Below are 20,259 nucleotides of genomic sequence, written 5' to 3' on the forward strand. Positions count from 1 at the left end.
AACGGAGACCTGAACTGATGACGAGGGACGAATCGATCGACCTGGTCCGCGAGCTCGAGGAGGAGCTCGACCTCGACGGCGTCCTTCCGCTCTACCAGTTCACCTGGTACCAGGACATCGGAAGTCGGCCGGACGAACGCGACGCGATCCTCAGGCTCGCGCAGGACGCGTACGACGAGATGTGCCGACGGCGCCCCGACGCGCGGCTGGGCTGGGTCACCTGGCCGCACCTGTCACCCGACGCCGTGGAGACCTCCGAGGCGGGCACGCGACCTGACTTCCTCCTCGACCCGGACGGCGCCGAGGCTCGCGCACGCATCCAGGTGCTGGTCGTGGACCAGCTGGACCCCTGAGCCACCGCCCGACCGTGGCGGCACACGACATCCGGGAGCGCCGATCGAGTGCCGTCTGCCGCCACCCTCGCCAATCGGATGCCGTCTGCCGCCACCTTGCCGGGCCGACGACGCCATCCACACGCGCGCAAGTCCTGGCCGCGCGCAGCGCGCCGGGTGGTCGCGCACGCGCGGACAGAACTCCGCCCGCCGGTCACCGCCGAGCGTGGACCCGAAGCGCCAGAACGACTTCTGTCCGCGCGTCTCCGCTGACGAACGGGCCTGACGCCGACAGCGGGGCACTCAGCCCACGACCCCCGGGCGCACGACCGTGGCGTAGACCCCGAACACCGGCTCGTTCGCGGCGTTGACCGGGCGGTGCTCCACCAGCGCCTTGAGCAGCCGCAGGTCGCGCGCGCCCGTCTCCGGGTGATGGTCGACGACGGCGCAGCGCGGGATCGGTCCGCCGATCCGGAGCACGGCGGACCCGACCGCGACCTCGCCGCCGAGCCAGGTGTCCTCGACGTAGGGCTCCGAGGTCTCCACCACCAGCGTCGCCCGGAAGCGCGCGGCCTCGGAGACCAGGGACGGCCGGTCGACCCGGGCGGCGACGTCCTCGAGCGACGCCGTCCCCAGCAGCGTGACCGGGGCGTCGAAGACGACCCCGCCCCGCGGCGCCGCCGCGAGCTGGACGGGGCGTCCGAGGAAGTCCGACAGCAGCTCGGAGTGCGGCCCGTCGGTGAGCGCGAGCTCGACCGTCCGACCCCAGTAGTCGCAGGCGAGGGTCTCGCCGGTCGGCTCCGGCTCGAACGCGGCGCCGGTGCCGTCGGGGAGCACCATCGCGAGCTCGTCGCCGGTCTGCTCGGCGACCACGCCGATCAGCGACGGGTGCTGGACGGTCCGCAGCACCCGCGCCGCCTCGACGTCGACCAGGCACCAGGCGCGGTCGCCGACGGCGCCGAGGTCGTCCAGCCGCACGCCCGGCACCGGCTGGTGCCGCAGGCCCTTCACCGGCGAGAAGCCGGCCGAGCGGACGACCAGGGAGTCGGTCATGCGCTCATCGTGCCACCGTCGTCAGCCGCGCACCGACCCCGCCGTCAGCCCCGCGACGAAGTAGCGCTGGAGGAAGACGTACGCCACGACGAGCGGCGCGGACGCGACCAGCACCCCGGTGAAGAGCAGGGGGTAGTCGGTGAGGAACTCGCCCTGGAAGTCCAGCAGCGCCAGCGGCAGCGTGCGCTTCTCCGGCGTCTGGATGAACAGCAGCGGGTAGAGCAGGTCGTTCCACTGGATCACCACCAGGAAGATCGCGGTGGCGGCGATCGACGGCAGCGACAGCGGCAGCACGACCGACCGGAGCGTCTGCCACGGCCCGGCGCCGTCGAGCGCGGACGCCTCGTAGAGCTCGGGCGGCAGGGTGCGCATGAAGCCGGCCAGGATGAACACCGCGACCGGCAGGCACACGACGGTCTCGATCAGCACCAGTCCGACCAGGCTGTTGAGCAGGCCGAGCCGGTCGAACAGGACGTACTGCGGGATCATGTTGGCCTGCGCCGGGACGGCCATGCCGAGCACGAGGAAGCCGTGGATCGCCCACCCGGGCCAGCCGGGGATCCGGGCGATGCCGTAGGACGCCAGCACCGCGACCGTCAGGGTGAGCAGCACGCCACCGCCGGCGACGAGCGCGCTGTTGAGCAGCGCCGTCGACATCGCCTGCTCGCCGAGGACGGTGCGGAAGTTGTCGAGGCTGAGCGTGCTCGGCAGGCCGAACGGCGAGTCGAAGAGCTCGGGCGTGGTCTTGAAGCTGCCGGTGAGGACGAGCGAGAGCGGCAGCAGGATGAGCAGCGCGTAGAGGCCGAGCAGCGCGCGGCGGCTGAGCGAGGCGATCATGCGCTCACGCCCCCTTCTGGGTCAGCTTGAGGGTGCGCCGCTGCAGCACGGTCACGGCCAGGATGATCGCCATGAAGAGCAGCGACTCGGCCGCGGCGTAGCCGAACTCGGCGTTGGTGAAGGTCGTGTAGATGCGGGTCGACAAGATGTCGAGCGAGCGCCGTGGCGGGTTGCCGCCGAGGCCGAGGATCAGGTCGAACGCCTTGAACGACTGGATGGTCGTGTAGGCCACCACGATCGTCGTGGTCGGCGCGACCAGCGGCCAGGTGACGTTGCGGAACTGCTGCCAGCGGCCGGCGCCGTCGAGGCGGGCGGCCTCGTAGAGCTCCTCGGGGATCTGCTGGAGCCCGGCGATGAAGATGACCATCAGCTGGCCGGCGTGCGCCCAGACCTGGGTCATCGCGACCCAGTAGATCGCCTGGTCGGGGTTGCCGAGGAAGCCCGACTGGAGGGAGTCGAGCCCGACCGCACCGAGGGCCTGGTTGACCGCGCCGACGTTGGGGTCGTAGACGAAGCGCCACACGAACGCGACCGACACCGACGACAGGATCGTCGGCAGGAAGTAGATCGAGCGCAGCAGCACCGACGACTTCGAGTTGCGCAGCAGCATCAGCGCGAGCCCGAGCGAGAGCAGCGTCTGCAGCACCACGACGACCAGCAGGAACTTCAGGTTGTTGGTGAGCGCGGTGGTGAACAGCGAGTCGCCGCCGCCGGCGAGCTTGGTCAGGTTGTCCGCGCCGACCCGCTCGAAGTCGGGGCTGAACCCGTCCCAGTCGGTGGTGGCGTACTGCACCGCCTGCAGCGTCGGGACGACGAAGAAGACGACGTAGAGGGCGATCGCGGGCAGCGGGAAGAGGTAGAGCGCCGGGTGCGGACGGCCCGGCCCGGTCAGCCGCTTCATCCGATCTGCTCGTCGACGATCTTCTGGGCCTCCTCGGCGGCCTGCTCCGGCGACTGCCCGCCGACCACGGCGACGCAGGCGGCCTCGACGGCGGCCTCCACGTCGAGGTCGAAGAACTGGTAGCGCGGCGCGAGGATCGTGTTCTTCGACAGCCACGGCTCGATCCGCTTGAGGTCGGGGTTGGTGTAGTCGACGCCCTCGACGGTGACGTGCTGCGCGGTGCCGTTGGCGTACGCCCCCGCCACCTCCGGGTCGGAGAGGTGCTCGAGCCACGCCACGGCGGTCTCCTGCTTCTCCGAGCTGCCGTTGACGCCGAGGATGAAGGTCGCGTTGTGGACGCCCTCGTAGGTCGCCTCACCGGCGCCGACGGTGATCGGCGCGACGAGGTCCATCGCGAACTCGGCGCCGAGCGCGCGGGTCGCGGCGATGTGATAGCTGCCGGTCGCGAGCATGCCGGCCTTCTCCTGGGCGAAGAGCTGCTGCAGCGGCTCGGGCGCGCTGCCGGCGGCGTTCTTCTGCATGTAGGGCACGAGCTCGGCGTACTGGCCGAGGGTCTTGAGGAACCAGTCGTCGGTGACCTTGAGCTCACCGGCCTCGATCCGGGTGCCGAAGTCCTGCGACGGCGCGTTGTTCATCGTCATCGAGTTGAACAGCTGGGCGGCGTTGCCGGCGTCGCCGCCGGGCCAGGCGATCGGGGTCACGCCGGCGGACTTCAGGGTCTCGCAGAGCGCCAGGAAGCCGTCCCAGTCCTGCGGGAGCTCGGAGACGCCGGCCTTCTCGAACAGGTCGACGTTGTAGATCGGCATGAGGAAGACGACCTGGTAGGGCAGGCCGTACTGGGTCCCGTCCTTCTGGCCGACCTCGACGAAGCTGTCGGAGAAGTTGGCGACGAAGTCCTGGTCGCCCAGCTCGGCGAAGAGCCCGGCGGAGACCATGTCCTCGAACTGTGCGCCGCGGAAGGCGGTGAAGGCGTCGCCCACCTCGCCGCCGCGCAGGCGCTGGATCGCGCTCGACTGGTAGTCGGTGGAGGGCGAGATGTCCTGCTTCACGCCGGCGTCGGGGTTGGCCTCGACGAAGCTCGCGATCAGCTCGTCGAAGACCTGCTGGTCCTCGGCGCGCCAGTGCGCGAAGGAGATCGTGTCGGTGGCCGTGCCGCCGGACGGCGCGACCCCGCCTCCTCCGCCGGACGAGCCGGGACCGGCGCACGCGGTGGCTCCCCAGGCGAGGCCGGACGCGCCGACCAGACCGAGCAGGCCCCTGCGGTCGAGGGTGAGCGGGCGGTGGCGGCTGGGCATGGTGGATCCTTTCGGCCTTGACAAGTAACTCAACTACTTTAGTTGAGTTAGAAGCTGGCCCCGACACCGCCTCCCGTCAGGAGGTGCGCGGCCCGAGAAGTCCCAGGACGTACGCCGCCTGCCCGAGGTGCTGCAGGCAGTCGCCCTGGATGCTGACCAGCCGCTGCCCTGCCGTGACCGGCGGGTCCCAGCGCTGGTCGACCTCGCGCTCGAGCTCCGCCTCGTCGACGGTCCCGAGGTAGCGCGCGGTCGCGAGGGTCACCTCGTGGTGGTACGCGACGAGCAGCGAGGCGTCCTCGACCCGGATCGCGTCGACCTGCTCGCTGGTGTGGCCGTAGCCGATGTCGTCGGTGCCGTTGGGCAGGCCGAAGCGATCCTGGAACCGCTCCCAGACCTGGCTCGTGCCGGCGAGGTCGGCGACGTGGTCGTCCTGCACCCGCGCGAGGTGCCACAGCAGCCAGCCGACCGGGTTGCCCGTCCCGCCCGGGCGGTGGTGCAGCTGCTCGTCGTCGAGCCCCTCGGCCGTGCTGGCGTAGAGCTCGGTGATCCGGCCGAAGCCCTCGGTCAGGAGTCCGCGAACGTCCACAGGGTCACTCCGCGGGCGTCGCGGCGCGGACCTGGGGCGTCGGGGACGACTCGTCCTTGAGGTCGTCGATCTCCGCGAGGATCCGCGTGCGCTCGTCGTCGGGCAGCGACACCCGCGCCTGGCTGAGGCCCTGGTCGAGCTCGTCGGCGATGACCGCGTCCTCAGCGCTGTACTGGTAGGAGCTCACGTCGTCGACCACCCGCTGGGCCGCCTCGACCGCTGCCTGCTGCTCGTCGTCAGTCATGCGCTCCACCGTCCGTGAGCGGCGCGCGCGACACCACGTCCCTCAGGGTGAAGCAGTCCAGAAGGCCTTCAACAGGTCCTCGATCCCGGGCGAGCCGAGCACCACCTGGGTGAGCAGGACAGCCACGACGCCGTCCGGGTGGACGTACGCCGACGTGCCGGTGCCACCGACCCAGCCGTAGCGGCCGACGACGTTCCACGGCTCGATCAGGCTGGTGTCGACGCCGCCGCCGTAGCCCCAGCCCTGGCCGTCGAGGAAGAACCCGGCCATCTCACGGTCCTGCGCGGTGGTGTGGTCGGTCATCATCTGTCGCACGGACTCCGCGCGGAGCACCTCGCCACCACCGGCGAGCAGCATCCGGCCGAAGGCCAGCCAGTCGTCAGCCGTGGTGACCAGCCCGCCCGACCCCGACGCGAAGGCGCACGGGCGGGCGTGGGCGCCACTGGGCCTGTCGATCGGCGCGAGGACGCCGTCGTCCGCGGCGTAGAGCGTGGTGAACCGGCCGAGGCTGTCGGCCGGGACGTGGAACCCGGTGTCGGCCATCCCGAGCGGATCGAGGATCCGCTCGGCCATCACCTCGGCGAAGCCCTTCCCGGTCGCACGACCGGCGAGCACCCCGAGGACGTCGTAGGAGGCGTTGTAGGTCCAGCCGTCCCCCGGCTGGTGCATGAGCGGGATCTCGCCGAGCCGCCGCATCCACTCGTCGGGCCCCGGCACCAGGTGGACGTCGCTCTCCGCCTGGCCGAGCCGCTCCATGAGCACCGCAGGCACCGGCGACTCCCACGTGGCGAAGCCGTGCCCGGCGGTCCCGCCGAGCAGGTGACGTGCGGTGATCGGCCGCTCGGCCGCGACGGTGTCGTCGAGCGGGCCCTCCCGCGTGCGCAGCACGCGCGGCGCGGCCAGCTCGGGCAGCAGGTCGGCGACCGGGGCGTCGAGGTCCAGGGTCCCGTCGTCCACCAGCGACATCACGACCGCGGCCGTCAGCGGCTTGGTGATCGACGCGGCCCGGAAGATCGAGTCGCGGGCCATCGGTGCGCCGTCGTCGTCCCGCGTGCCGAGCGTGACCACCTCGACGCGCTCACCCCGCGCGACCAGTCCGACCAGGCCCGGGACGTCACCGGAGTCGACGAAGGGCCGCAGGATCGCCTCGAGACCAGCCACCCGCCGACCGTACGCCGGCTACAGGTGGTGGAGCTTGGCGTACGGGCTGGTGATCCGCAGCGTGCGCTCGCCGAAGTCGACGCTGACCGCGTGCGCCTCGACGTTGACCACCCGGCCGAGGCCGTAGAGGTCGTGGGTGACCCGGTCGTCCTTCTCGAAGGTCTCGATGACCGGTTCGACAGCCTTCTTGAAGGGGCTGCTGCTGCGGCGGTTGCGGGGCGTGTGGGATGAGTCAGTCATTTGACCCCATCATCCGCCCTCGGTGGTGATCTGGCGACTCCGCACGCCGTTAGGCTCGCTGCATGAGCACCCCCGTCGCCCTCGTCACCGGCGGATCGTCCGGGATCGGCGAGTCCACCGCCCGCGCCCTGCTCGCGCAGGGATTCACCGTCCACGCGGTCGCGCGACGCGTCGACAAGATGGCCCCGCTCGCCGCCGAGGGCGTCCACACGCACCGGATGGACGTCACCGACGACGCCTCGATGGTCGCCGGCATCGACCGGATCCTCGAGGAGGAGGGCCGCCTCGACGTCCTGGTCAACAACGCCGGCTACGGCTCCTACGGCGCGGTCGAGGACGTCCCGATCGACGAGGCGCGGCGCCAGTTCGAGGTCAACGTCTTCGGCCTCGCCCGCCTGGTCCAGCTCGTCACGCCGCACATGCGCGCGCAGCGCTCGGGGCGGATCATCAACATCTCCTCGATCGGCGGGAAGTTCTACGAGCCGTTCGGCGCGTGGTACCACGCGACCAAGTTCGCCGTGGAGGGCTTCAGCGACAGCCTGCGCATGGAGCTGCGCCCGTTCGGCATCAAGGTCGTGCTGATCGAGCCCGGCCCGATCCGGACCGAGTGGAACGAGATCGCCCGCGACTCGCTGCTCGAGCGGTCCGGCGACGGCGCCTACGGGGCGTACGCCCGGAAGGCGTTCGACGTGATGCAGCGCTTCGACGAGCCGGCGCGCGCCTCGACGCCGGAGGAGGTGGCGGACAAGATCGTGAAGGCCGCCACCGTCGCCCGGCCCGCCGCGCGCTACCCCGTCGGCCGCGGCGCGCGCACCATCACCACCTCGCGCGACCTGCTCCCGGACCGGCTGTTCGACGAGGTCGTCAGCCGGACCTACGGGACGCGCTAGTGCGTGCCGGCGCGGGCGGGGTGCGGGCCCCGAGGACCCGCACCCTCCTCGCGTCAGGAGGCCGGCGTGAAGGCGATGTAGGCGCGGCCGACGGCGGCGGTCGGGCTGATGAGGACCGACGGGGCGTCGCACGTCCGCGGGAGGGCCAGGCCCTCGACCCGGAAGCGCGCGTCGCCGCCGGGCACCGAGAGCTCCTGCGGGCCGCTGTCGGCGACCGGCGTGCCGGCGCAGTAGACGACGGCCGTGATCGACGCGACCGGGTTGTCCTGCGTGCCGTCCGGACGCGGGATCTGGAACCCCTCGAGCCGCACGTCCATCCGGCCGTCGTCGCGGACGCGGACCTCGCCGCGGTCGAGCACCCACGGCGCGGCGCCCGGAGGGAGGCCGTTGACGGTGCCGAAGGTCGGCTGGCTCGGGACCAGGTCGGCGCGGACCAGGTCGTGCTTCGACGAGGCGAGGGCGGGAGCGGCGGCGACGGACAGCGCGAGCAGCGTGGCCGCGGCCACCGCGCCCGTGCGAGTGGTGGAGTGCATGGCGTTCCTCCGGGATCGGGGTCGGTGCGCGGTCGGACGACCACGCCACGTCCGGGTCGTACGGGACCGGGGCGCGCACGGTTCAACCGTCCCGGGATCGGTGGTTGAGGTGTCCGCCGACGAGCTGGTCGCCCGCGCCCGCCGCCTGCTGGCGATGCCCGGGCGCGCGGTCCTCGGCATCACCGGCGCGCCCGGCGCCGGGAAGTCGACGCTGACCGCCGCGCTCCTCGACGGGCTCGGTCCAGACGCCGCGCACCTGCCGATGGACGGCTTCCACCTCGCCGACGTCCAGCTCGACCGGCTCGGGCTGCGCGACCGCAAGGGCGCGCCCGAGACCTTCGACGTCGACGGCTACGTCTCGGCGCTCGCCCGGCTCCACTCCGCGCCCGACACGGTGCTCTACGTCCCCGGGTTCGAGCGCGACCTCGAGCAGCCGGTCGCCGCGGCGATCGCCATCGCGCCGGCTGCGCGGCTCGTGGTCACGGAGGGCAACTACCTCCTGCTGACCTCCGGCGGCTGGGAGCGCGTACGCCCGCACCTCGCCGAGGTGTGGTTCGTCGAGGTCGACGACGACCTCCGCCGCTCGCGGCTGGTGTCGCGGCACGAGGAGTTCGGCAAGGCGCCCGATGCCGCGCGCGAGTGGGTCGAGCGCAGCGACGAGGCCAACGCCCGGCTGGTCGCCGCGACGCGGGAGGCGGCCGACCTGGTGGTCCGGCTCGACTGAGCCCGGCTCAGGCCGGTGCGAGCACCTCGATGCCGAGGGTGGCAGCGGCGTCGGCCATCCGGCGGTCGTAGGTGAGGACCGCCTCGACGTCGAGCCGGATCGCCGCCGACAGGTGCAGGGCGTCGAGCGAGCGCAGCGACTCGCCCGGCAGCAGCCCGGCCTCCGTGAACAGCGGCGGCGGCAGCTCGTGCAGATCGACGCCGCGCAGCAGCCGGGTCACCGCCGCCTGCGTCAGGGCAGGCTCACGACCGGCCAGCCGCCTCAGCTCGGTCTCGAGGAGCAGGCAGGCCACCACGTGGACCTCGTCGTCGCGGAGCTCCTCGGCCAGCGCCTCCGACTCCGCCTCCTCGACCAGCAGCTTCGCCGCGGCGGACGTGTCGAGGTAGAGACGCCGGATCACCGGTCGCCGCGGAGGTCGTCGAGGTGCCCCGCCGTCGGGCGCGTCGCCCGCACCCGCGGCAGTGCCGTGACATCGACCCCCTCGGCCGCCGGACGCACCACCCGGAGGTCCGTGTCCGGGACCGGGGTGAGCCTGGCCACCGGCACGCCGCGCCTGGTCACCACGAACGACTCGCCCGACTCGACGGCGCGCATGATCGTCGCGTTGTCGTTGCGGAGCTCGCGCTGGCTGATCGATCGCACGTCCACGACCGTAGCACCTCGTAGCACTTCGAGGCGTCGGCCCGGTATCACGCCGCCACCGACGAGGTCCCGGCCAGGTCCAGGAGCCGACCGCGCGCGGGCGGGTGGACCAGCGCCGCCCACCGCTCCCACGCCGCTCGTTGCTCCTGTCCGGCGAGCGTGCGACGTGCGTCGGCGTGGGCGGCCGGCTGGAGGACCGCGGCCGCGACGTGGGGCGCGTCCGACTCGTCGATCCCGCCCTCGGACGCGCGACGCAGGATCCGGTACGCCGCTCGCGGGATCTCGTCACGCCCCTTGCGGAGCTGCCGGGTGACCCGCTCGAGGTCGGCCGGCGGCGTACCGATGCGCAGCAGGTCGATGCTGAGGACGTCGGTGACCAGCTCGAGGTCGGGCCGCATGAAGTCGCGCTCGACCAGCCTGCCCTCGTCCAGGGCCTGCTTCACCTGCAGCCACGGGGTGTCGGAGGTCGCCACGTCGCGGGCCACACCCTCGGACACCGACACCGGCGGGCTGTCGAACATCAGGAGGTCGTCGACCCCGCTGGGCACCAACCGGCCCAGGACCCACCCGGAGTCGCCGGCCAGCTCCCGGGCACCGAGGTCGAGCACCTCGAGCTCGGAGCCGTCGACGTCGCCCACCCGCAGTCGTCCTCCGGGTGCGGGCTCGCCGATCCGGTGGCCGCTGAGCCGGGCCCCCGTCCACGACCGTGCCAGCGCGGCGTGCTCGGCGAGTCGACCGGTCGCGAGCTCGTCCACGAACCGGCTGAGCCCCTCGATCTCGTGGAGCAGGAGCTGATGGAAGAGCCACGACTCCGATGCCACCCACGAGACGACCTTCAGCGGGTCGCCCCCGTTGGCGTGGCAGTCGGCGAGCTGGTCTGCGTGGAAGGTCTCGACGGCGTACTTGAGCACCTGCCGCTGCATGCGCCCGGTCGCGGTCGTCAGGTCCTCGCACCGGGTGGCCTGGTAGGCGATCCACCGCGCCCACACCCAGTCCGGCAGGTCGTCGCCGAGCGCCGCCACCTGGGCCAGCAGCAGCGGGTGCCGCCCCCTGGCCGGGAACGCCGGGACCGCGACGTGCAGCGCCCGGGCCCCGGCGGCGTCGCCGGACCGCTCGGCGCCGAGCGAGCGGTCCACGAGGTCGTGGTGAGCCGCGGTCATCCGGTCGGCGACCCGCGGGTGCCGACGGAAGCCGGGAGAGACGTGTCTGGACATGCCTCCAGTGAAGGCTGCGGCCGGGCGCTGCCACAAGCCGTCCCGACGGATCTGTGGACAGTCCTGGCACCTGTGGAGAGGCGTTCGCCATCACCGCGGTTCGGGTGCAGCATCGGGCGATGCTCGCCGACATCGTCATCACCACCCAGGCCCAGCTCGAGGAGGCGTGGCACGACCTGATGGGGCCGTGGAGCTTCGGCCGCCACAGCCTCTGGCTGCTCGTCATCGCGGACGACCGCCCCGTGCCCCATCTCACGGAGATCGAGCTCGACGCCGACCCGCCAGGTGCCGAGGACCTCGACGGCATGGCGCAGGTCCTCGACATGCTCGCGGAGGACCTGGGGCCGGACATCCGGGTCGCGTTCCTCCGCTCTCGTCCCGGCATCGACACGATCACCGCCACCGACCGCGCCTGGGCGTCCAGCCTCTACGCCGCCGCCCGCCGGGCTCGCGTGTCGTGCGAGGTGGTCCACCTCGCGACGCGCGGCTCGGTCCGCCCGATCCCCGCCGACGTCGTCGGCATCCGGTCATCGGCGTGAGGCGTCGGCTCCGACACCCGCACGTGCAGCACCATGGCACCATGCCGCTGTCCCTCACCGAGGTCGAGGACCTCATCGACTCGTGGGAGCTCGATCCGCGCCTCGACACCGTTCCGCACGCCACCGAGCTCCTGGCGACCATGTCCGTCGGCGATCCGGGACGGGTCGACGTGCTCCAGGTCATCGCCGATCACCAGTCCATGCGGGGGGACGTCGACGCCGCGCTCGCCACGCTCGACCTGGCCGTGGATGCCTCGGGTGAGCAGGCGGACGTCGTCGCCGCCATGCGGATCGGCTTCCTGATCGAGGCCGGTCGTGGCGCGGAGGTCGAGTCGCAGCTCGTCGAGCTCCGACGCCGTGGATCCGCACTGCCCGTCGAGGCGGTCGAGCGGGTCTGCGACGCGCTGGAGCAGGACAATAGGCTCAGCGAGGCGCAACGCTGGTACACGATCGCCTTGCGGGACCTCGACCCCCGGCTCGACCTCCCGGACCAGGACGAGACGTACCTGCTGTTCGGGCGCCTGCGAGTACGGCGCGCCCTCGGTCTTGCGTCGGACTCCTACGACGAGCTCGCCCGCGTGCTGCTGGAGGAACGCCACTTCTGACCCTCTGAGCCTCTGGGTCGCCGGCGTCGCGGTCCGGCTGTGCGCCGGCTACACCTCGATGACGACGAGCGTCGGATCGAGCCGCGCGATGTCGTCCGGGTCCGACGTCAGCACCGCGAGGTCGCGGCGCCGCGCGTGCAGGGCGACGTGCCCGTCCACGACGTCGGCGACGCCGCTCATCCCGCACATCACACCGACCGCGAGCGCGCTGTCCCGATCGAGATCGACGATCGCGACGTCGCTCGCGCGGAGGAACCTCGCCAGCCGCGACTGGCGCGCACCACCTCGCCACACCTGCGCGAGGACCGGCGCCGGGACCTCCAGCGAGCCGCCCGCCGCGAACGCGCGGTCGAGCAGGACCACCACTCGGCGGTCACCGCGCTCGAGACCGATCAGCGCACCCGCGTCCAGGCACAACCCGCCTGTCACGACCTGAGGCCGGCCCTCGCGAGCGCGACCTCGACCCACGTCTCGTCCTCGGCCGACAGGGGCTCCGCCGAGGCGCGCCAGTCGGCCAGGACGTCGGCGACCGACTCCCGCTCGGACTTCTCCCGCAGGGCGGAGGCGACGTACGCCGACACGGACGCTGCCTCACCGGCCGACACTGCGGCGGTCGCCGACGCGACCAGCTCGTCCGGCAGACTGACGGTGATCCGGGTACTCATACTTTGATCATACTCAGCGCGGCGCAAGCGGGACCACCTTCGCCGACTCCTCTGGGAGCGGGCGCCGGCGCCGCCGGATCCGGTCGGCGTCCTGCCGGTCGATCTCGCTCTCGTAGGGCAGCGGCGGGTAGTCGCGGTACCTCGGGTCTGCCGGCGTGATCACCGCACGGGTCACCACGTTGTCCTCGACCTTGATGGCGAAGAGCTCCTTGTTGTCACGGCGGCAGCCGACCAGGGTCCCGTACAACACGTGGTCGAAGGTGAACTCGTCGAACCGCGGGTCGCCCGACGCCCGCGCGCCTTCGCGCAGGAAGTGGTCGATGACATACCGCAACCACGGCTCCATCGAGTACGACTTCTCCTTGCCACTCCACGTGATGCAGCAGCCGTGCCAGCAGACCTGCCAGTCGCACCAGAGGTTGGGCTGGCCGTGCGGTGGCCGGTTGTAGCGGTCCGTGGCCACGCCCTCGCCCGACTCCGCGGTCGGATTCCCGGGGAGCGTGTAGGGATCACCGCGGTCGTAGTGCCGGGAGCCCGCGAACGCCAGCAGGTAGTACATCTCCGCGTCGTTGAGCGGCGGGTCGATCTCGATGTGCCCGACGAAGTCCGTGCTTGATCCCATGCGCCCTCCTGGTGGTCGGTGGAGTTCCCAGCGTCCTCGCGTAGACGGCTCGCTTCCAGACCCGACGAGCAGCCTGTGGATGACGACAGCGGACGAACGGCGGGTCGGGCACGCTCATGGGCATGGAAGAACTGAGGCCGTACGAGCTGCGAGACCCCGAGGCCCTGATCCGTGAGGTCGCCGAGCGCGTCACCCTCGGCGAGGACACGGCCTGGCTGGCCCTGGTGCACCACCCGTCGACCGAGCAACGCCTGGTCAGGGTCGAGCCGCTGCCGGTCCCGGCGCTCCTCGATGACGCCGACGACGTCTCCCCCCACCTCCGCGCAGCGGTCGAGTCCCTGGGTGCGGGGCCGAGCCGTGGCCGAGGTCCCGAGCACATGGCGGTGACCGTCATCGTGAGGCCGGGGTTCACCGTGTTCGGGCCCAACGAGGGGGTCTGGTGCACGAGCTGGCGTCGCGCCAACCATGGCGCGTCCGCCTACACCGGGGAGTTGATCCTGGTCACCGAGCACGGCTGGCTCGACTTCATGTCCGAGGCGTGCGGGCACGAGCCGCGGATGGCTTCGTGAGCCTCAGGACGCAAGCGTCCGCCGCCGACCCCGGATCGCACCGGCCCGGACGTAGACCACGGTCGTCACGACGTTGAGCACCACCAGCGTGACGACGTACATCGCGAGGTTGAGCCCCGGCACGACGTCGGCGGGGAGCGTGTACGCCATCACGACCCGGGCCGCCGCGTCGGCCAGCGTGCCGGCCGCCCACCACGCGCTGGACGTGCGCCACATCCGGCGGAACCACTCGTCCTCGCGCCAGCGCCGCTCCCAGTCGCCGACCCAGCCGCCGCGGCCCTCGATCATCGGCCTGGCGAACTGGTAGGCCAGCGGGCGGTCGGACCAGCGCAGGCTGGCGAGGAACCAGAGGCCGACGCCGCTCGTGACGAGCGCGTCCTTGGCGAGCAGGAACCGCTCGTCGCCGGGCAGCAACGCGACCGCGAAGCTCGCGAAGAGCAGGACGGTGAAGAATGCCTCGAGCCCGCTCGGTCGGTGGCCGCGCAGCAGCGAGACGCACGCCGGCGCGAGGGAGAGCACGGCGCCGACGACGAGAGCGGCGTAGACGCTGACGCCGAGGTGGCGCAGCAGGTAGTAGAGCGCGGTCGAGCCGGCGATCCCGACGGCCGGTCGCACCAGGGTCACGGTTCGGACCGCCCCTCGGCTCGGGTCGCGCGGTCGAAGAGCTCGACGAGCTCGCGGGCGTACGCCGCGCAGTCCAGGTCCGGGTCGGCCTGCAGCGCGAGCGGGACCGTCTCCACCGCGCGCTGGATCGTGGTCGCCATGACGGCGACGTCGAAGGAGCGCATCTCCCCCGCCTCCTGGCCTCCCCGCAGGATCCGCTCGAGGTGGGACAGGTCGCTCGGGGCGTCCATCGCGCTGCCGCCGGCGCCGGCCATCGCCACCTGGAGCAGCGCCGACATCGGCGCGCGGTGGGTGTCGGCGTAGGAGACGACGCCCTCGACGTAGGCCGCGAGCCGGCCGCGCGCGGTGTCCGCGGCCGACACCCGCGAGCCGACGTGCTCCCCGATCCCGGCCACGACGTGCTCGACGAGGGCGGCGACGAGGTCGTCCTTGCCGGCGAAGTGGTAGCTGATCAGCCGGGTGCTGGACAGGCCGCCCCGCTCCGCGATCCGCGCGAAGGTCGCCCGCGCGAAGCCCTCCTCCGCGACCACCGCGATCGTCGCATCGAGGATCTGCGCGCGACGGGCGCTCGACGCGACCGAGCGAGTTACCTGCATGAGTAAAAAGTACCCCGGCCGGGTAACCCGGTCCAGCGGTCCGGGCTCGTGGGAGCATTCCCGCGACGATCCCGAGCCGACCAGGAGGGCGGTCAGCAGTGCCCGACCCGGACGCGCCCGTCGTGCCGCCGCTGCGCCTCCACCAGCGCGAGGCGCTCGCGGCGCTCGAGGCCGCGTGGGCCGACGCGGACCACCCGCGGGCCTGGGTCGTCCTGCCCCCGGGCGCCGGCAAGACCCGCGTCGGGATCGAGGCGGTCGCCGCCGAGCTGCGCTCGCACCCCGACACGCGCGCCGTCGTGCTCGCCCCCAACACCGCGATCCAGGCGCAGTGGATCGCCGAGGCGCGCGCGACGGGACTCGACGCGAGCGACGACAAGACGCTCGCCAGCGCGCTGACCTGCCTGACCTACCAGTCCCTCGCCGTCTTCGACTCCGAGGCCGCGGACGAGTCCGCAACCGTCGTCGACCGGCTCCACCCCAACGGCGTCGCGCTCTTCGACCGGATCCGCGCGCAGCCCCGGCTGGTGCTCGTGCTCGACGAGTGCCACCACCTGCTCGAGGTCTGGGGGCGGCTCCTCGCCGAGCTGCTCGACGCCGTCGGCCGAGCGCACGTCCTGGCGCTGACCGCCACCCCGCCGGAGAGCCTGGCCGGCGAGCAGCGCGCCCTCGTCGACCAGCTCTTCGGCGCCATCCGCTACCGCGTCTCGGTGCCGGCGGTGGTCAAGGAGGGCCACCTCGCGCCGTTCGACGAGCTCGTCTGGCTCACCACCCCGACCCCCACCGAGGAGGACTGGCTGACCGGGGAGGCGGTCCGGTTCACCGAGCTCACCACGCTGCTCACCACCCCCGGCTTCGGCTCGGTCGGGTTCTACGCGTGGCTCACCGCCCGGTTCGTGGAGCCGGTCCCGGCCACCACCACCTGGGCGGCCCTCGCCGAGCGCGAGCCCGACCTGTGCGACGCGGCGCTGCGGATGCACCACGCCGGGCTGCTCGCCCTCCCGGCCGGCGCCCGGCTGCGCGAGGAGCACCGGTACGCCCCGTCCGCCGAGGACTGGGTCCGGCTGCTCGGCGACTGGCTGGTCCACCACGTCGCCGGGTCCGACGACCAGGTCGACGCCGAGGTGCTCGCGGTGGTCCGGGCCGCGCTGCCGTCGGTGGGCTACCAGTGGACGCGACGCGGCGTACGCCGTGGGCGCTCGACCGTCGACCGCGTGCTGGCGCGGTCGTACGCCAAGCCCGGCGCGGCCGCGCAGATCATCGCCGCCGAGCACGCCGCCATCGGCGACCGCGCGCGGGTGCTGGTGCTGTGCGACCACGAGCGGGCGTCCGCGACCGTGCCGGTCGCCCTCGAGGGCGTGCTCGACGCCGAGGCCGGGTCGGCGATCGCGGCGCTCGAGGTGCTGCTGACCGATCCGGGCACCGCCGTCCTCCGGCCGATGCTCGTCACCGGGTCCGTGGTCGCCGGAGCCGAGGAGACGCTGCACGACCTCGTCGCCTTCGTGGCCTCCCGCGATCCCGACCTCGCCGCGCGGCTCCGGGTCGAGGCGGGCTCACCGGTCGCGACCTGCTCCTCGGGCTGGACCTCGCGGACCTGGGTCACCCACGTCACCGCGTTCCTCGAGGCCGGGCGGACCCAGGTCCTGGTCGGCACCCGCGGGCTGCTCGGCGAGGGGTGGAACGCCCGCGGCGTCTCGACGCTGATCGACCTGACCACCGCGACGACCCTGACCGCGGTCGTGCAGACCCGCGGGCGGGCGCTGCGCACCGACCCGGGCTGGCCCGACAAGGTCGCCACCAACTGGACGGTGGTCTGCGTCTCGGAGGCCCACCCGAAGGGCGACAACGACTGGTCGCGGCTGGTTCGCAAGCACCAGAGCTTCCACGGCGTCGACGCCGACGGCGACATCGTCGACGGCGTCGCCCACATCGACGCGTCCTTCTCCCCCTTCGCTCCCCCGCCGGTCGCGTCGTTCGACGCCCTCAACGCCCGCATGCTCGTCGCGGCCGCCGACCGCGACGGCATCCGCGAGGCGTGGCGGGTGGGCGAGCCGTACGACGACGTGACGCTCGCTTCGCTGCGCGTCCGGCCGGCCGTCGCGTCGGTGCCCGCTCCGGCCGACGAGGTCGTGGCGCTGGAGCCGGTCGCGCCGTCATGGCGGCTCTCGGACACCGGGCTGACGACGGACGCGCCGCTGCCGGACCGGCGCTGGGACCCGGCCTGGGCGCTCGCCGCAGCCACCGGCGGTTTCGCGGCCGCGTCGGTCGCCGGGACCGCCGCGGCTCTGACCGTGGGCGCCGTCGGCGCGGTGGCAACGCTCGCGGACCGCCGTCGTGAGCCGCGACCAGACGGCGCTGCTGACCGGGTGGGTGCGCTCGCAGGTCGCCCTGACGTCGGGCGTCCCGCCGCTGGAGGCGGTGGCCGCCGCCGCCGCGGACGCCCTCCACGCTGCGGGCCTCACCGGGGTCGGCGCCTCGGCCCTCGCGGTCGACGTCCACCCGGGCGGTGAGTACCGCTTCCGACTCGTCGGCTCCGAGGCCGACGCCGAGGCCTTCGCAGTCGCCCTCGACGAGGCGATCGGCCCGGTCGGCGCCCCGCGCTACCTCGTCTCGCGCCACACCGACGCCGCCTCCCCCGATCGGCCCGTGCGTACGCGTCGGGGTGCCCGCGCCGCCCTGCGCGCCGCCCGTCCGACGGGCGAGGCGTGGCACCCGGTCCCGGCGGCCCTCGGCCGCAACGCTCGCAGCGCCGGCCACTACCTGCGGGCGTGGAACGCCTGGGTCGGCGAGGGTCGGCTGCTCGCCGCCGCGAGGCCCGAGGGCGCCGGGGTCGTCGCCGCCGTCTCGGGCGAGGACCCGTTCGCCGCGACCACGGTGATGCGGCGGCACTGGTCCTGACGACGGGTCAACCCGCATGGTCGAGCCGACCGTTGACGCCGAGCTCGGCCAGGTCGGCTGCCGCGAGCCCGGCGTTCCAGCCCTCGCTGTTGCTCACGCTCGCGCGTCGGCCGGTGCTGTGCGGGACCAGGCGGTCGAACTCCTCGGCGACCTTCTCCTCCTGCGACCGGAGCACGGGGAGCAGGTCGGCGCCGGCGGCGCGCGCCGCGTCGGCGTTGGCCCGCTCCAGCCGGTCGGCGATCCGGACGGCGTAGGCGGTGAGGAACGACTGCCGGAACGACTTCGTCCGGGCGGCCCCGCTCGCGCTCGCGCGGCGACCGTGGCGCAGCATCGCCGCGTCGGCCTGCACGAGCAGCGACGTCACCAGCAGCTCGACGGCATCGAGGTCGGTCGGCGCACCGACCACCACGCTGAAGCCGAGGCTGTCAGCGGCCGCCGCCCGGCACCGGTTGGCCGAGGCCACGGCAGAGACGAGGATGGTCTTCGGCCGGACGTAGGGAGGGTCGAGCCAGAGACGGCGCACCTGCAGGTCGCTGCTCCCGCGGGCCGCACCAACCTCGAGGAGCCGGTCGAGCGCGTAGCGGGAGATGAGCTCCTGCGCCTTCGCCGACAGCGCCTCGGCCTCCTCGTCGAACTCGGTGGACTCCGCCTTGGCCAGCAGCGCCCGCACCCGCGCGAGCTTCGGGTGCTCCGGCCCGGCCTCCTCGGCGGTGCCGGCGATCGCGTCGGTCAGCCGCGGCGCTCCGTTCAGCTGGGCGAGCAGTCCGAGCAGCGCGGTGACGGGCTCGATGGCGCCCAGGCCGAGCGACGGCTCGTCGAGCGCCTCGATCGAGTCCCGCCACGCCTGGCTCCGTGGACTCGTCCGCTCGTGGGCGCGCAGCTCCGCCGCGAGCGCCGCGACGTACGCCGGCCCGAGGTTGCGCCTGACCAGCTCGCCGAGGTCCGACGGCGACCAGCCGCCCTCGACCACGGCACCGACCACGTCGGACGCGAGGTCGTGCAGCACGAGCTGGACCACGTGCCTCGGGTAGGGCGCGCACCGGGCGACGAGCCGCTCCGCGGCGTGCGCGACCTCGGCGTCCGTGAGCTTCTTCAGGGCGAGCATCCGGAGCGCGAACAGCACGTGCCCCTCGACGTCGGCGCCCGCCCGTGCGGCGTCCCAGGCTTCGTCCGGCCGCACCTGACCGGGCGGCCCGCTCCGCTGATCGTTGCGCTGCCGCGTCGCCCTGCGCTTCCTGCTGTTGGCGCCCATCGCTCCCCCTTCGTGGTGCGCAGGACGCTACGACGACACACCGACAAGCCGCGCGGCTCCTCCACAGGCTGCCCGGCGGGACCTTCGCCCCGCCGACTGCGGGACCGTACGCCCTGACCTACGACGTCGCGTAGGAGAAGGCTCGCGGTGGAGCGAGCGACGCTCCCAACGAACCCGAGGAGCACGTCATGAAGGCTGCCGTCGTCCCCACGCTCGGCGCACCGCTCGAGATCCGCGACGTCCCGATCCCCGAGCCCGGCCCGGGCCAGGTGCTCGTCCGGATCGAGACCTGCGGGCTCTGCCACACCGACATCCACGCTGCACGCGGCGAGTGGCCGGTCAAGCCGAAGGACCAGCTCATCCCCGGCCACGAGGGCGTCGGCATCGTCGAGGCCGTCGGCTCGGCGGACGTACCGGTCGCGGTCGGACAGCGCGTCGCGCTGCCGTGGCTCGGCCACGCCTGCGGCCAGTGCCGCTACTGCGTCGACGGCTGGGAGACCTACTGCACCGCCCCGGCCTACATGGGCTACACGATGGACGGTGGCTACGCGGAGTACGCGGTCGCCTTCGCCAGCCACGTCGTACCCGTCCCCGACGGCATCGACCCGGTCGACGCCTCGCCGCTGACCTGTGCGGGCGTGACGACCTACAAGGCGCTCAAGGTCGCCGAACCGAAGCCCGACGAGACCTGCATGGTCGTCGGCATCGGCGGGCTCGGACACCTGGGCCTGCAGTACGCGCGGATCTTCGGCTGTCGCACCGTCGCCGTCGACGTGCACGACGACAAGCTCCAGCTCGCCAAGGACCTCGGCACCGACCACGTCGTCGATGCCCGGGGCGACCAGGCGGCGCAGCTGGCGCAGATCGGTGGCGTCGACATCGCGCTCGTCACCGTCCCCTCGCCTGCCGCCATGCGGGCGGCGCACGCGGCGCTCAACCCCAACGGCCGGCTCGTCCTGGTTGGGCTGCCCGCCGACAACCGCCTCGAGATCCCTGTCTTCGAGACCGTGCTCAAGGGAGTGAAGGTGATCGGCTCGCTCGTCGGCACCCGCAACGACCTCGCCACCGTCTTCGACCTCCACGCCCGCGGACTGACCCGCGTCGTCACCGAGACGCGCCAGCTCGACGACGTCAACGCGTGCTTCGAGGAGGTCCTCGCCGGCGAGGTGCCGGCGCGGCTGGTGTTCGACATGCGCTGACCGCCGGCCCTATCCACGGGGACGTCCGGAGGTGCAGTCTG

General features: G+C 73.0%; 27 protein-coding genes. 9 read left to right on the forward strand and 18 right to left on the reverse strand.

Annotated elements, in window-relative coordinates:
* Positions 1-17: 17 nt before the first annotated feature.
* Positions 18-353: a hypothetical protein gene (locus LN652_RS09435; RefSeq protein WP_230444409.1), complete on the forward strand. Its 336-nt coding sequence runs from the start codon at positions 18-20 to the stop codon at positions 351-353.
* Between the two features lie 282 nt (positions 354-635).
* On the opposite strand, the gene LN652_RS09440 is transcribed toward LN652_RS09435, so the two are convergent.
* The 8 genes from LN652_RS09440 to LN652_RS09475 form a co-directional block, all read right to left on the reverse strand.
* Positions 636-1,385 carry an MOSC domain-containing protein gene (locus tag LN652_RS09440; RefSeq protein ID WP_230444410.1) on the reverse strand — a complete coding sequence of 250 codons (750 nt, stop codon included), beginning with the start codon at positions 1,383-1,385 and terminating at the stop codon, positions 636-638.
* A 21-nt stretch (positions 1,386-1,406) separates the two neighbouring features.
* The gene (locus LN652_RS09445; RefSeq protein ID WP_230444411.1) at positions 1,407-2,222 is read right to left on the reverse strand and encodes a carbohydrate ABC transporter permease; all 816 of its coding nucleotides are present in this window, start codon (positions 2,220-2,222) and stop codon (positions 1,407-1,409) included.
* A gap of 4 nt (positions 2,223-2,226) precedes the next feature.
* Entirely contained in the window at positions 2,227-3,123 is an 897-nt protein-coding gene (locus LN652_RS09450; RefSeq protein WP_230444412.1) for a carbohydrate ABC transporter permease, read from the reverse strand.
* Positions 3,120-4,418, reverse strand: coding sequence for an ABC transporter substrate-binding protein (locus LN652_RS09455; protein WP_230444413.1), 1,299 nt, complete (start codon positions 4,416-4,418; stop codon positions 3,120-3,122). Before LN652_RS09455 ends, LN652_RS09450 begins: the two co-directional genes overlap by 4 nt.
* Before the next feature lie 76 nt (positions 4,419-4,494).
* Complete coding sequence (locus tag LN652_RS09460; protein WP_230444414.1) at positions 4,495-5,004, reverse strand: mycothiol transferase; 510 nt, start codon at positions 5,002-5,004, stop codon at positions 4,495-4,497.
* Positions 5,005-5,008: 4 nt separating this feature from the next.
* Positions 5,009-5,248, reverse strand: coding sequence for a hypothetical protein (locus LN652_RS09465; protein WP_230444415.1), 240 nt, complete (start codon positions 5,246-5,248; stop codon positions 5,009-5,011).
* 42 nt (positions 5,249-5,290) lie between these two features.
* Positions 5,291-6,409, reverse strand: a complete 1,119-nt coding sequence (locus tag LN652_RS09470; RefSeq protein ID WP_230444416.1) for a serine hydrolase domain-containing protein — start codon at positions 6,407-6,409, stop codon at positions 5,291-5,293.
* 18 nt (positions 6,410-6,427) lie between these two features.
* Positions 6,428-6,649 carry a hypothetical protein gene (locus LN652_RS09475; protein WP_230444417.1) on the reverse strand — a complete coding sequence of 74 codons (222 nt, stop codon included), beginning with the start codon at positions 6,647-6,649 and terminating at the stop codon, positions 6,428-6,430.
* Between the two features lie 62 nt (positions 6,650-6,711).
* Here LN652_RS09475 and LN652_RS09480 point away from each other — a divergent pair, with 62 nt between their 5' ends.
* Positions 6,712-7,539 carry an oxidoreductase gene (locus LN652_RS09480; protein WP_230444418.1) on the forward strand — a complete coding sequence of 276 codons (828 nt, stop codon included), beginning with the start codon at positions 6,712-6,714 and terminating at the stop codon, positions 7,537-7,539.
* A 53-nt stretch (positions 7,540-7,592) separates the two neighbouring features.
* Here the strand turns inward: LN652_RS09480 and LN652_RS09485 are convergent, their stop codons facing one another.
* A complete protein-coding gene (locus LN652_RS09485) occupies positions 7,593-8,072 on the reverse strand; it encodes a hypothetical protein (RefSeq protein WP_230444419.1) in 480 nt (159 codons plus the stop codon).
* A gap of 100 nt (positions 8,073-8,172) precedes the next feature.
* Between LN652_RS09485 and LN652_RS09490 the strand changes: the two genes are divergently transcribed.
* On the forward strand, positions 8,173-8,796 hold the full coding sequence (locus LN652_RS09490) for a nucleoside/nucleotide kinase family protein (protein WP_230444420.1): 624 nt from the start codon (positions 8,173-8,175) through the stop codon (positions 8,794-8,796).
* Between the two features lie 7 nt (positions 8,797-8,803).
* Here the strand turns inward: LN652_RS09490 and LN652_RS09495 are convergent, their stop codons facing one another.
* From LN652_RS09495 to LN652_RS09505, 3 genes are read right to left on the reverse strand one after another with little or no spacing between them, the layout of a single operon-like run.
* Positions 8,804-9,196, reverse strand: coding sequence for a PIN domain-containing protein (locus tag LN652_RS09495; protein WP_230444421.1), 393 nt, complete (start codon positions 9,194-9,196; stop codon positions 8,804-8,806).
* Positions 9,193-9,438, reverse strand: coding sequence for a type II toxin-antitoxin system Phd/YefM family antitoxin (locus LN652_RS09500; RefSeq protein ID WP_230444422.1), 246 nt, complete (start codon positions 9,436-9,438; stop codon positions 9,193-9,195). Before LN652_RS09500 ends, LN652_RS09495 begins: the two co-directional genes overlap by 4 nt.
* Positions 9,439-9,485: 47 nt before the next feature.
* A complete protein-coding gene (locus LN652_RS09505; protein WP_230444423.1) occupies positions 9,486-10,652 on the reverse strand; it encodes a hypothetical protein in 1,167 nt (388 codons plus the stop codon).
* Positions 10,653-10,771: 119 nt separating this feature from the next.
* On the opposite strand from LN652_RS09505, the gene LN652_RS09510 reads away from it, so the two are divergent.
* Positions 10,772-11,191 (forward strand): hypothetical protein, encoded by a 420-nt coding sequence (locus LN652_RS09510; RefSeq protein WP_230444424.1) that lies wholly within the window; start codon positions 10,772-10,774, stop codon positions 11,189-11,191.
* 41 nt (positions 11,192-11,232) lie between these two features.
* Positions 11,233-11,796, forward strand: coding sequence for a hypothetical protein (locus tag LN652_RS09515; protein ID WP_230444425.1), 564 nt, complete (start codon positions 11,233-11,235; stop codon positions 11,794-11,796).
* Positions 11,797-11,844: 48 nt separating this feature from the next.
* Here the strand turns inward: LN652_RS09515 and LN652_RS09520 are convergent, their stop codons facing one another.
* Genes LN652_RS09520 through LN652_RS09530 form a run of 3 tightly spaced genes read right to left on the reverse strand, consistent with a single transcriptional unit; the run spans position 11,845 to position 13,083 of the window.
* Positions 11,845-12,225, reverse strand: coding sequence for a PIN domain-containing protein (locus LN652_RS09520; protein ID WP_230444426.1), 381 nt, complete (start codon positions 12,223-12,225; stop codon positions 11,845-11,847).
* Positions 12,222-12,461: a hypothetical protein gene (locus LN652_RS09525; protein ID WP_230444427.1), complete on the reverse strand. Its 240-nt coding sequence runs from the start codon at positions 12,459-12,461 to the stop codon at positions 12,222-12,224. Before LN652_RS09525 ends, LN652_RS09520 begins: the two co-directional genes overlap by 4 nt.
* Positions 12,462-12,474: 13 nt before the next feature.
* Positions 12,475-13,083 carry a hypothetical protein gene (locus LN652_RS09530; protein ID WP_230444428.1) on the reverse strand — a complete coding sequence of 203 codons (609 nt, stop codon included), beginning with the start codon at positions 13,081-13,083 and terminating at the stop codon, positions 12,475-12,477.
* A 122-nt stretch (positions 13,084-13,205) separates the two neighbouring features.
* On the opposite strand from LN652_RS09530, the gene LN652_RS09535 reads away from it, so the two are divergent.
* On the forward strand, positions 13,206-13,652 hold the full coding sequence (locus LN652_RS09535; RefSeq protein ID WP_230444429.1) for a hypothetical protein: 447 nt from the start codon (positions 13,206-13,208) through the stop codon (positions 13,650-13,652).
* 3 nt (positions 13,653-13,655) lie between these two features.
* On the opposite strand, the gene LN652_RS09540 is transcribed toward LN652_RS09535, so the two are convergent.
* Entirely contained in the window at positions 13,656-14,276 is a 621-nt protein-coding gene (locus LN652_RS09540; protein WP_230444430.1) for a VC0807 family protein, read from the reverse strand.
* Positions 14,273-14,872: a TetR/AcrR family transcriptional regulator gene (locus LN652_RS09545; RefSeq protein ID WP_230444431.1), complete on the reverse strand. Its 600-nt coding sequence runs from the start codon at positions 14,870-14,872 to the stop codon at positions 14,273-14,275. Before LN652_RS09545 ends, LN652_RS09540 begins: the two co-directional genes overlap by 4 nt.
* Positions 14,873-14,970: 98 nt before the next feature.
* Here LN652_RS09545 and LN652_RS09550 point away from each other — a divergent pair, with 98 nt between their 5' ends.
* Both LN652_RS09550 and LN652_RS09555 read left to right on the forward strand, forming a co-directional pair.
* Positions 14,971-17,379, forward strand: a complete 2,409-nt coding sequence (locus tag LN652_RS09550; RefSeq protein WP_230444432.1) for a DEAD/DEAH box helicase family protein — start codon at positions 14,971-14,973, stop codon at positions 17,377-17,379.
* Entirely contained in the window at positions 17,288-17,767 is a 480-nt protein-coding gene (locus tag LN652_RS09555) for a hypothetical protein (protein ID WP_230444433.1), read from the forward strand. The genes LN652_RS09550 and LN652_RS09555 overlap by 92 nt, the downstream gene beginning before the upstream one ends.
* Positions 17,768-17,774: 7 nt before the next feature.
* Here the strand turns inward: LN652_RS09555 and LN652_RS09560 are convergent, their stop codons facing one another.
* Entirely contained in the window at positions 17,775-18,947 is a 1,173-nt protein-coding gene (locus LN652_RS09560) for a DUF2786 domain-containing protein (protein ID WP_230444434.1), read from the reverse strand.
* A gap of 260 nt (positions 18,948-19,207) precedes the next feature.
* Between LN652_RS09560 and LN652_RS09565 the strand changes: the two genes are divergently transcribed.
* Complete coding sequence (locus LN652_RS09565) at positions 19,208-20,218, forward strand: alcohol dehydrogenase catalytic domain-containing protein (RefSeq protein WP_230444435.1); 1,011 nt, start codon at positions 19,208-19,210, stop codon at positions 20,216-20,218.
* Positions 20,219-20,259: the final 41 nt, after the last annotated feature.

The organism is Nocardioides okcheonensis (assembly GCF_020991065.1).
Taxonomy (GTDB): Bacteria; Actinomycetota; Actinomycetes; order Propionibacteriales; family Nocardioidaceae; genus Nocardioides; species Nocardioides okcheonensis.

Bases quoted from the DNA above. Each gene is read 5' to 3' on its own strand.
- LN652_RS09440 (WP_230444410.1), bottom strand. From the start codon at position 1,385: ATGACCGACTCCCTGGTCGTCCGCTCGGCCGGCTTCTCGCCGGTGAAG.
- LN652_RS09455 (WP_230444413.1), bottom strand. From the start codon at position 4,418: ATGCCCAGCCGCCACCGCCCGCTCACCCTCGACCGCAGGGGCCTGCTC.
- LN652_RS09505 (WP_230444423.1), bottom strand. From the start codon at position 10,652: ATGTCCAGACACGTCTCTCCCGGCTTCCGTCGGCACCCGCGGGTCGCC.
- LN652_RS09485 (WP_230444419.1), bottom strand. From the start codon at position 8,072: ATGCACTCCACCACTCGCACGGGCGCGGTGGCCGCGGCCACGCTGCTC.
- LN652_RS09510 (WP_230444424.1), top strand. From the start codon at position 10,772: ATGCTCGCCGACATCGTCATCACCACCCAGGCCCAGCTCGAGGAGGCG.
- LN652_RS09465 (WP_230444415.1), bottom strand. From the start codon at position 5,248: ATGACTGACGACGAGCAGCAGGCAGCGGTCGAGGCGGCCCAGCGGGTG.
- LN652_RS09480 (WP_230444418.1), top strand. From the start codon at position 6,712: ATGAGCACCCCCGTCGCCCTCGTCACCGGCGGATCGTCCGGGATCGGC.
- LN652_RS09565 (WP_230444435.1), top strand. From the start codon at position 19,208: ATGAAGGCTGCCGTCGTCCCCACGCTCGGCGCACCGCTCGAGATCCGC.
- LN652_RS09515 (WP_230444425.1), top strand. From the start codon at position 11,233: ATGCCGCTGTCCCTCACCGAGGTCGAGGACCTCATCGACTCGTGGGAG.
- LN652_RS09530 (WP_230444428.1), bottom strand. From the start codon at position 13,083: ATGGGATCAAGCACGGACTTCGTCGGGCACATCGAGATCGACCCGCCG.
- LN652_RS09545 (WP_230444431.1), bottom strand. From the start codon at position 14,872: ATGCAGGTAACTCGCTCGGTCGCGTCGAGCGCCCGTCGCGCGCAGATC.
- LN652_RS09525 (WP_230444427.1), bottom strand. From the start codon at position 12,461: ATGAGTACCCGGATCACCGTCAGTCTGCCGGACGAGCTGGTCGCGTCG.
- LN652_RS09535 (WP_230444429.1), top strand. From the start codon at position 13,206: ATGGAAGAACTGAGGCCGTACGAGCTGCGAGACCCCGAGGCCCTGATC.
- LN652_RS09450 (WP_230444412.1), bottom strand. From the start codon at position 3,123: ATGAAGCGGCTGACCGGGCCGGGCCGTCCGCACCCGGCGCTCTACCTC.
- LN652_RS09445 (WP_230444411.1), bottom strand. From the start codon at position 2,222: ATGATCGCCTCGCTCAGCCGCCGCGCGCTGCTCGGCCTCTACGCGCTG.
- LN652_RS09435 (WP_230444409.1), top strand. From the start codon at position 18: ATGACGAGGGACGAATCGATCGACCTGGTCCGCGAGCTCGAGGAGGAG.
- LN652_RS09475 (WP_230444417.1), bottom strand. From the start codon at position 6,649: ATGACTGACTCATCCCACACGCCCCGCAACCGCCGCAGCAGCAGCCCC.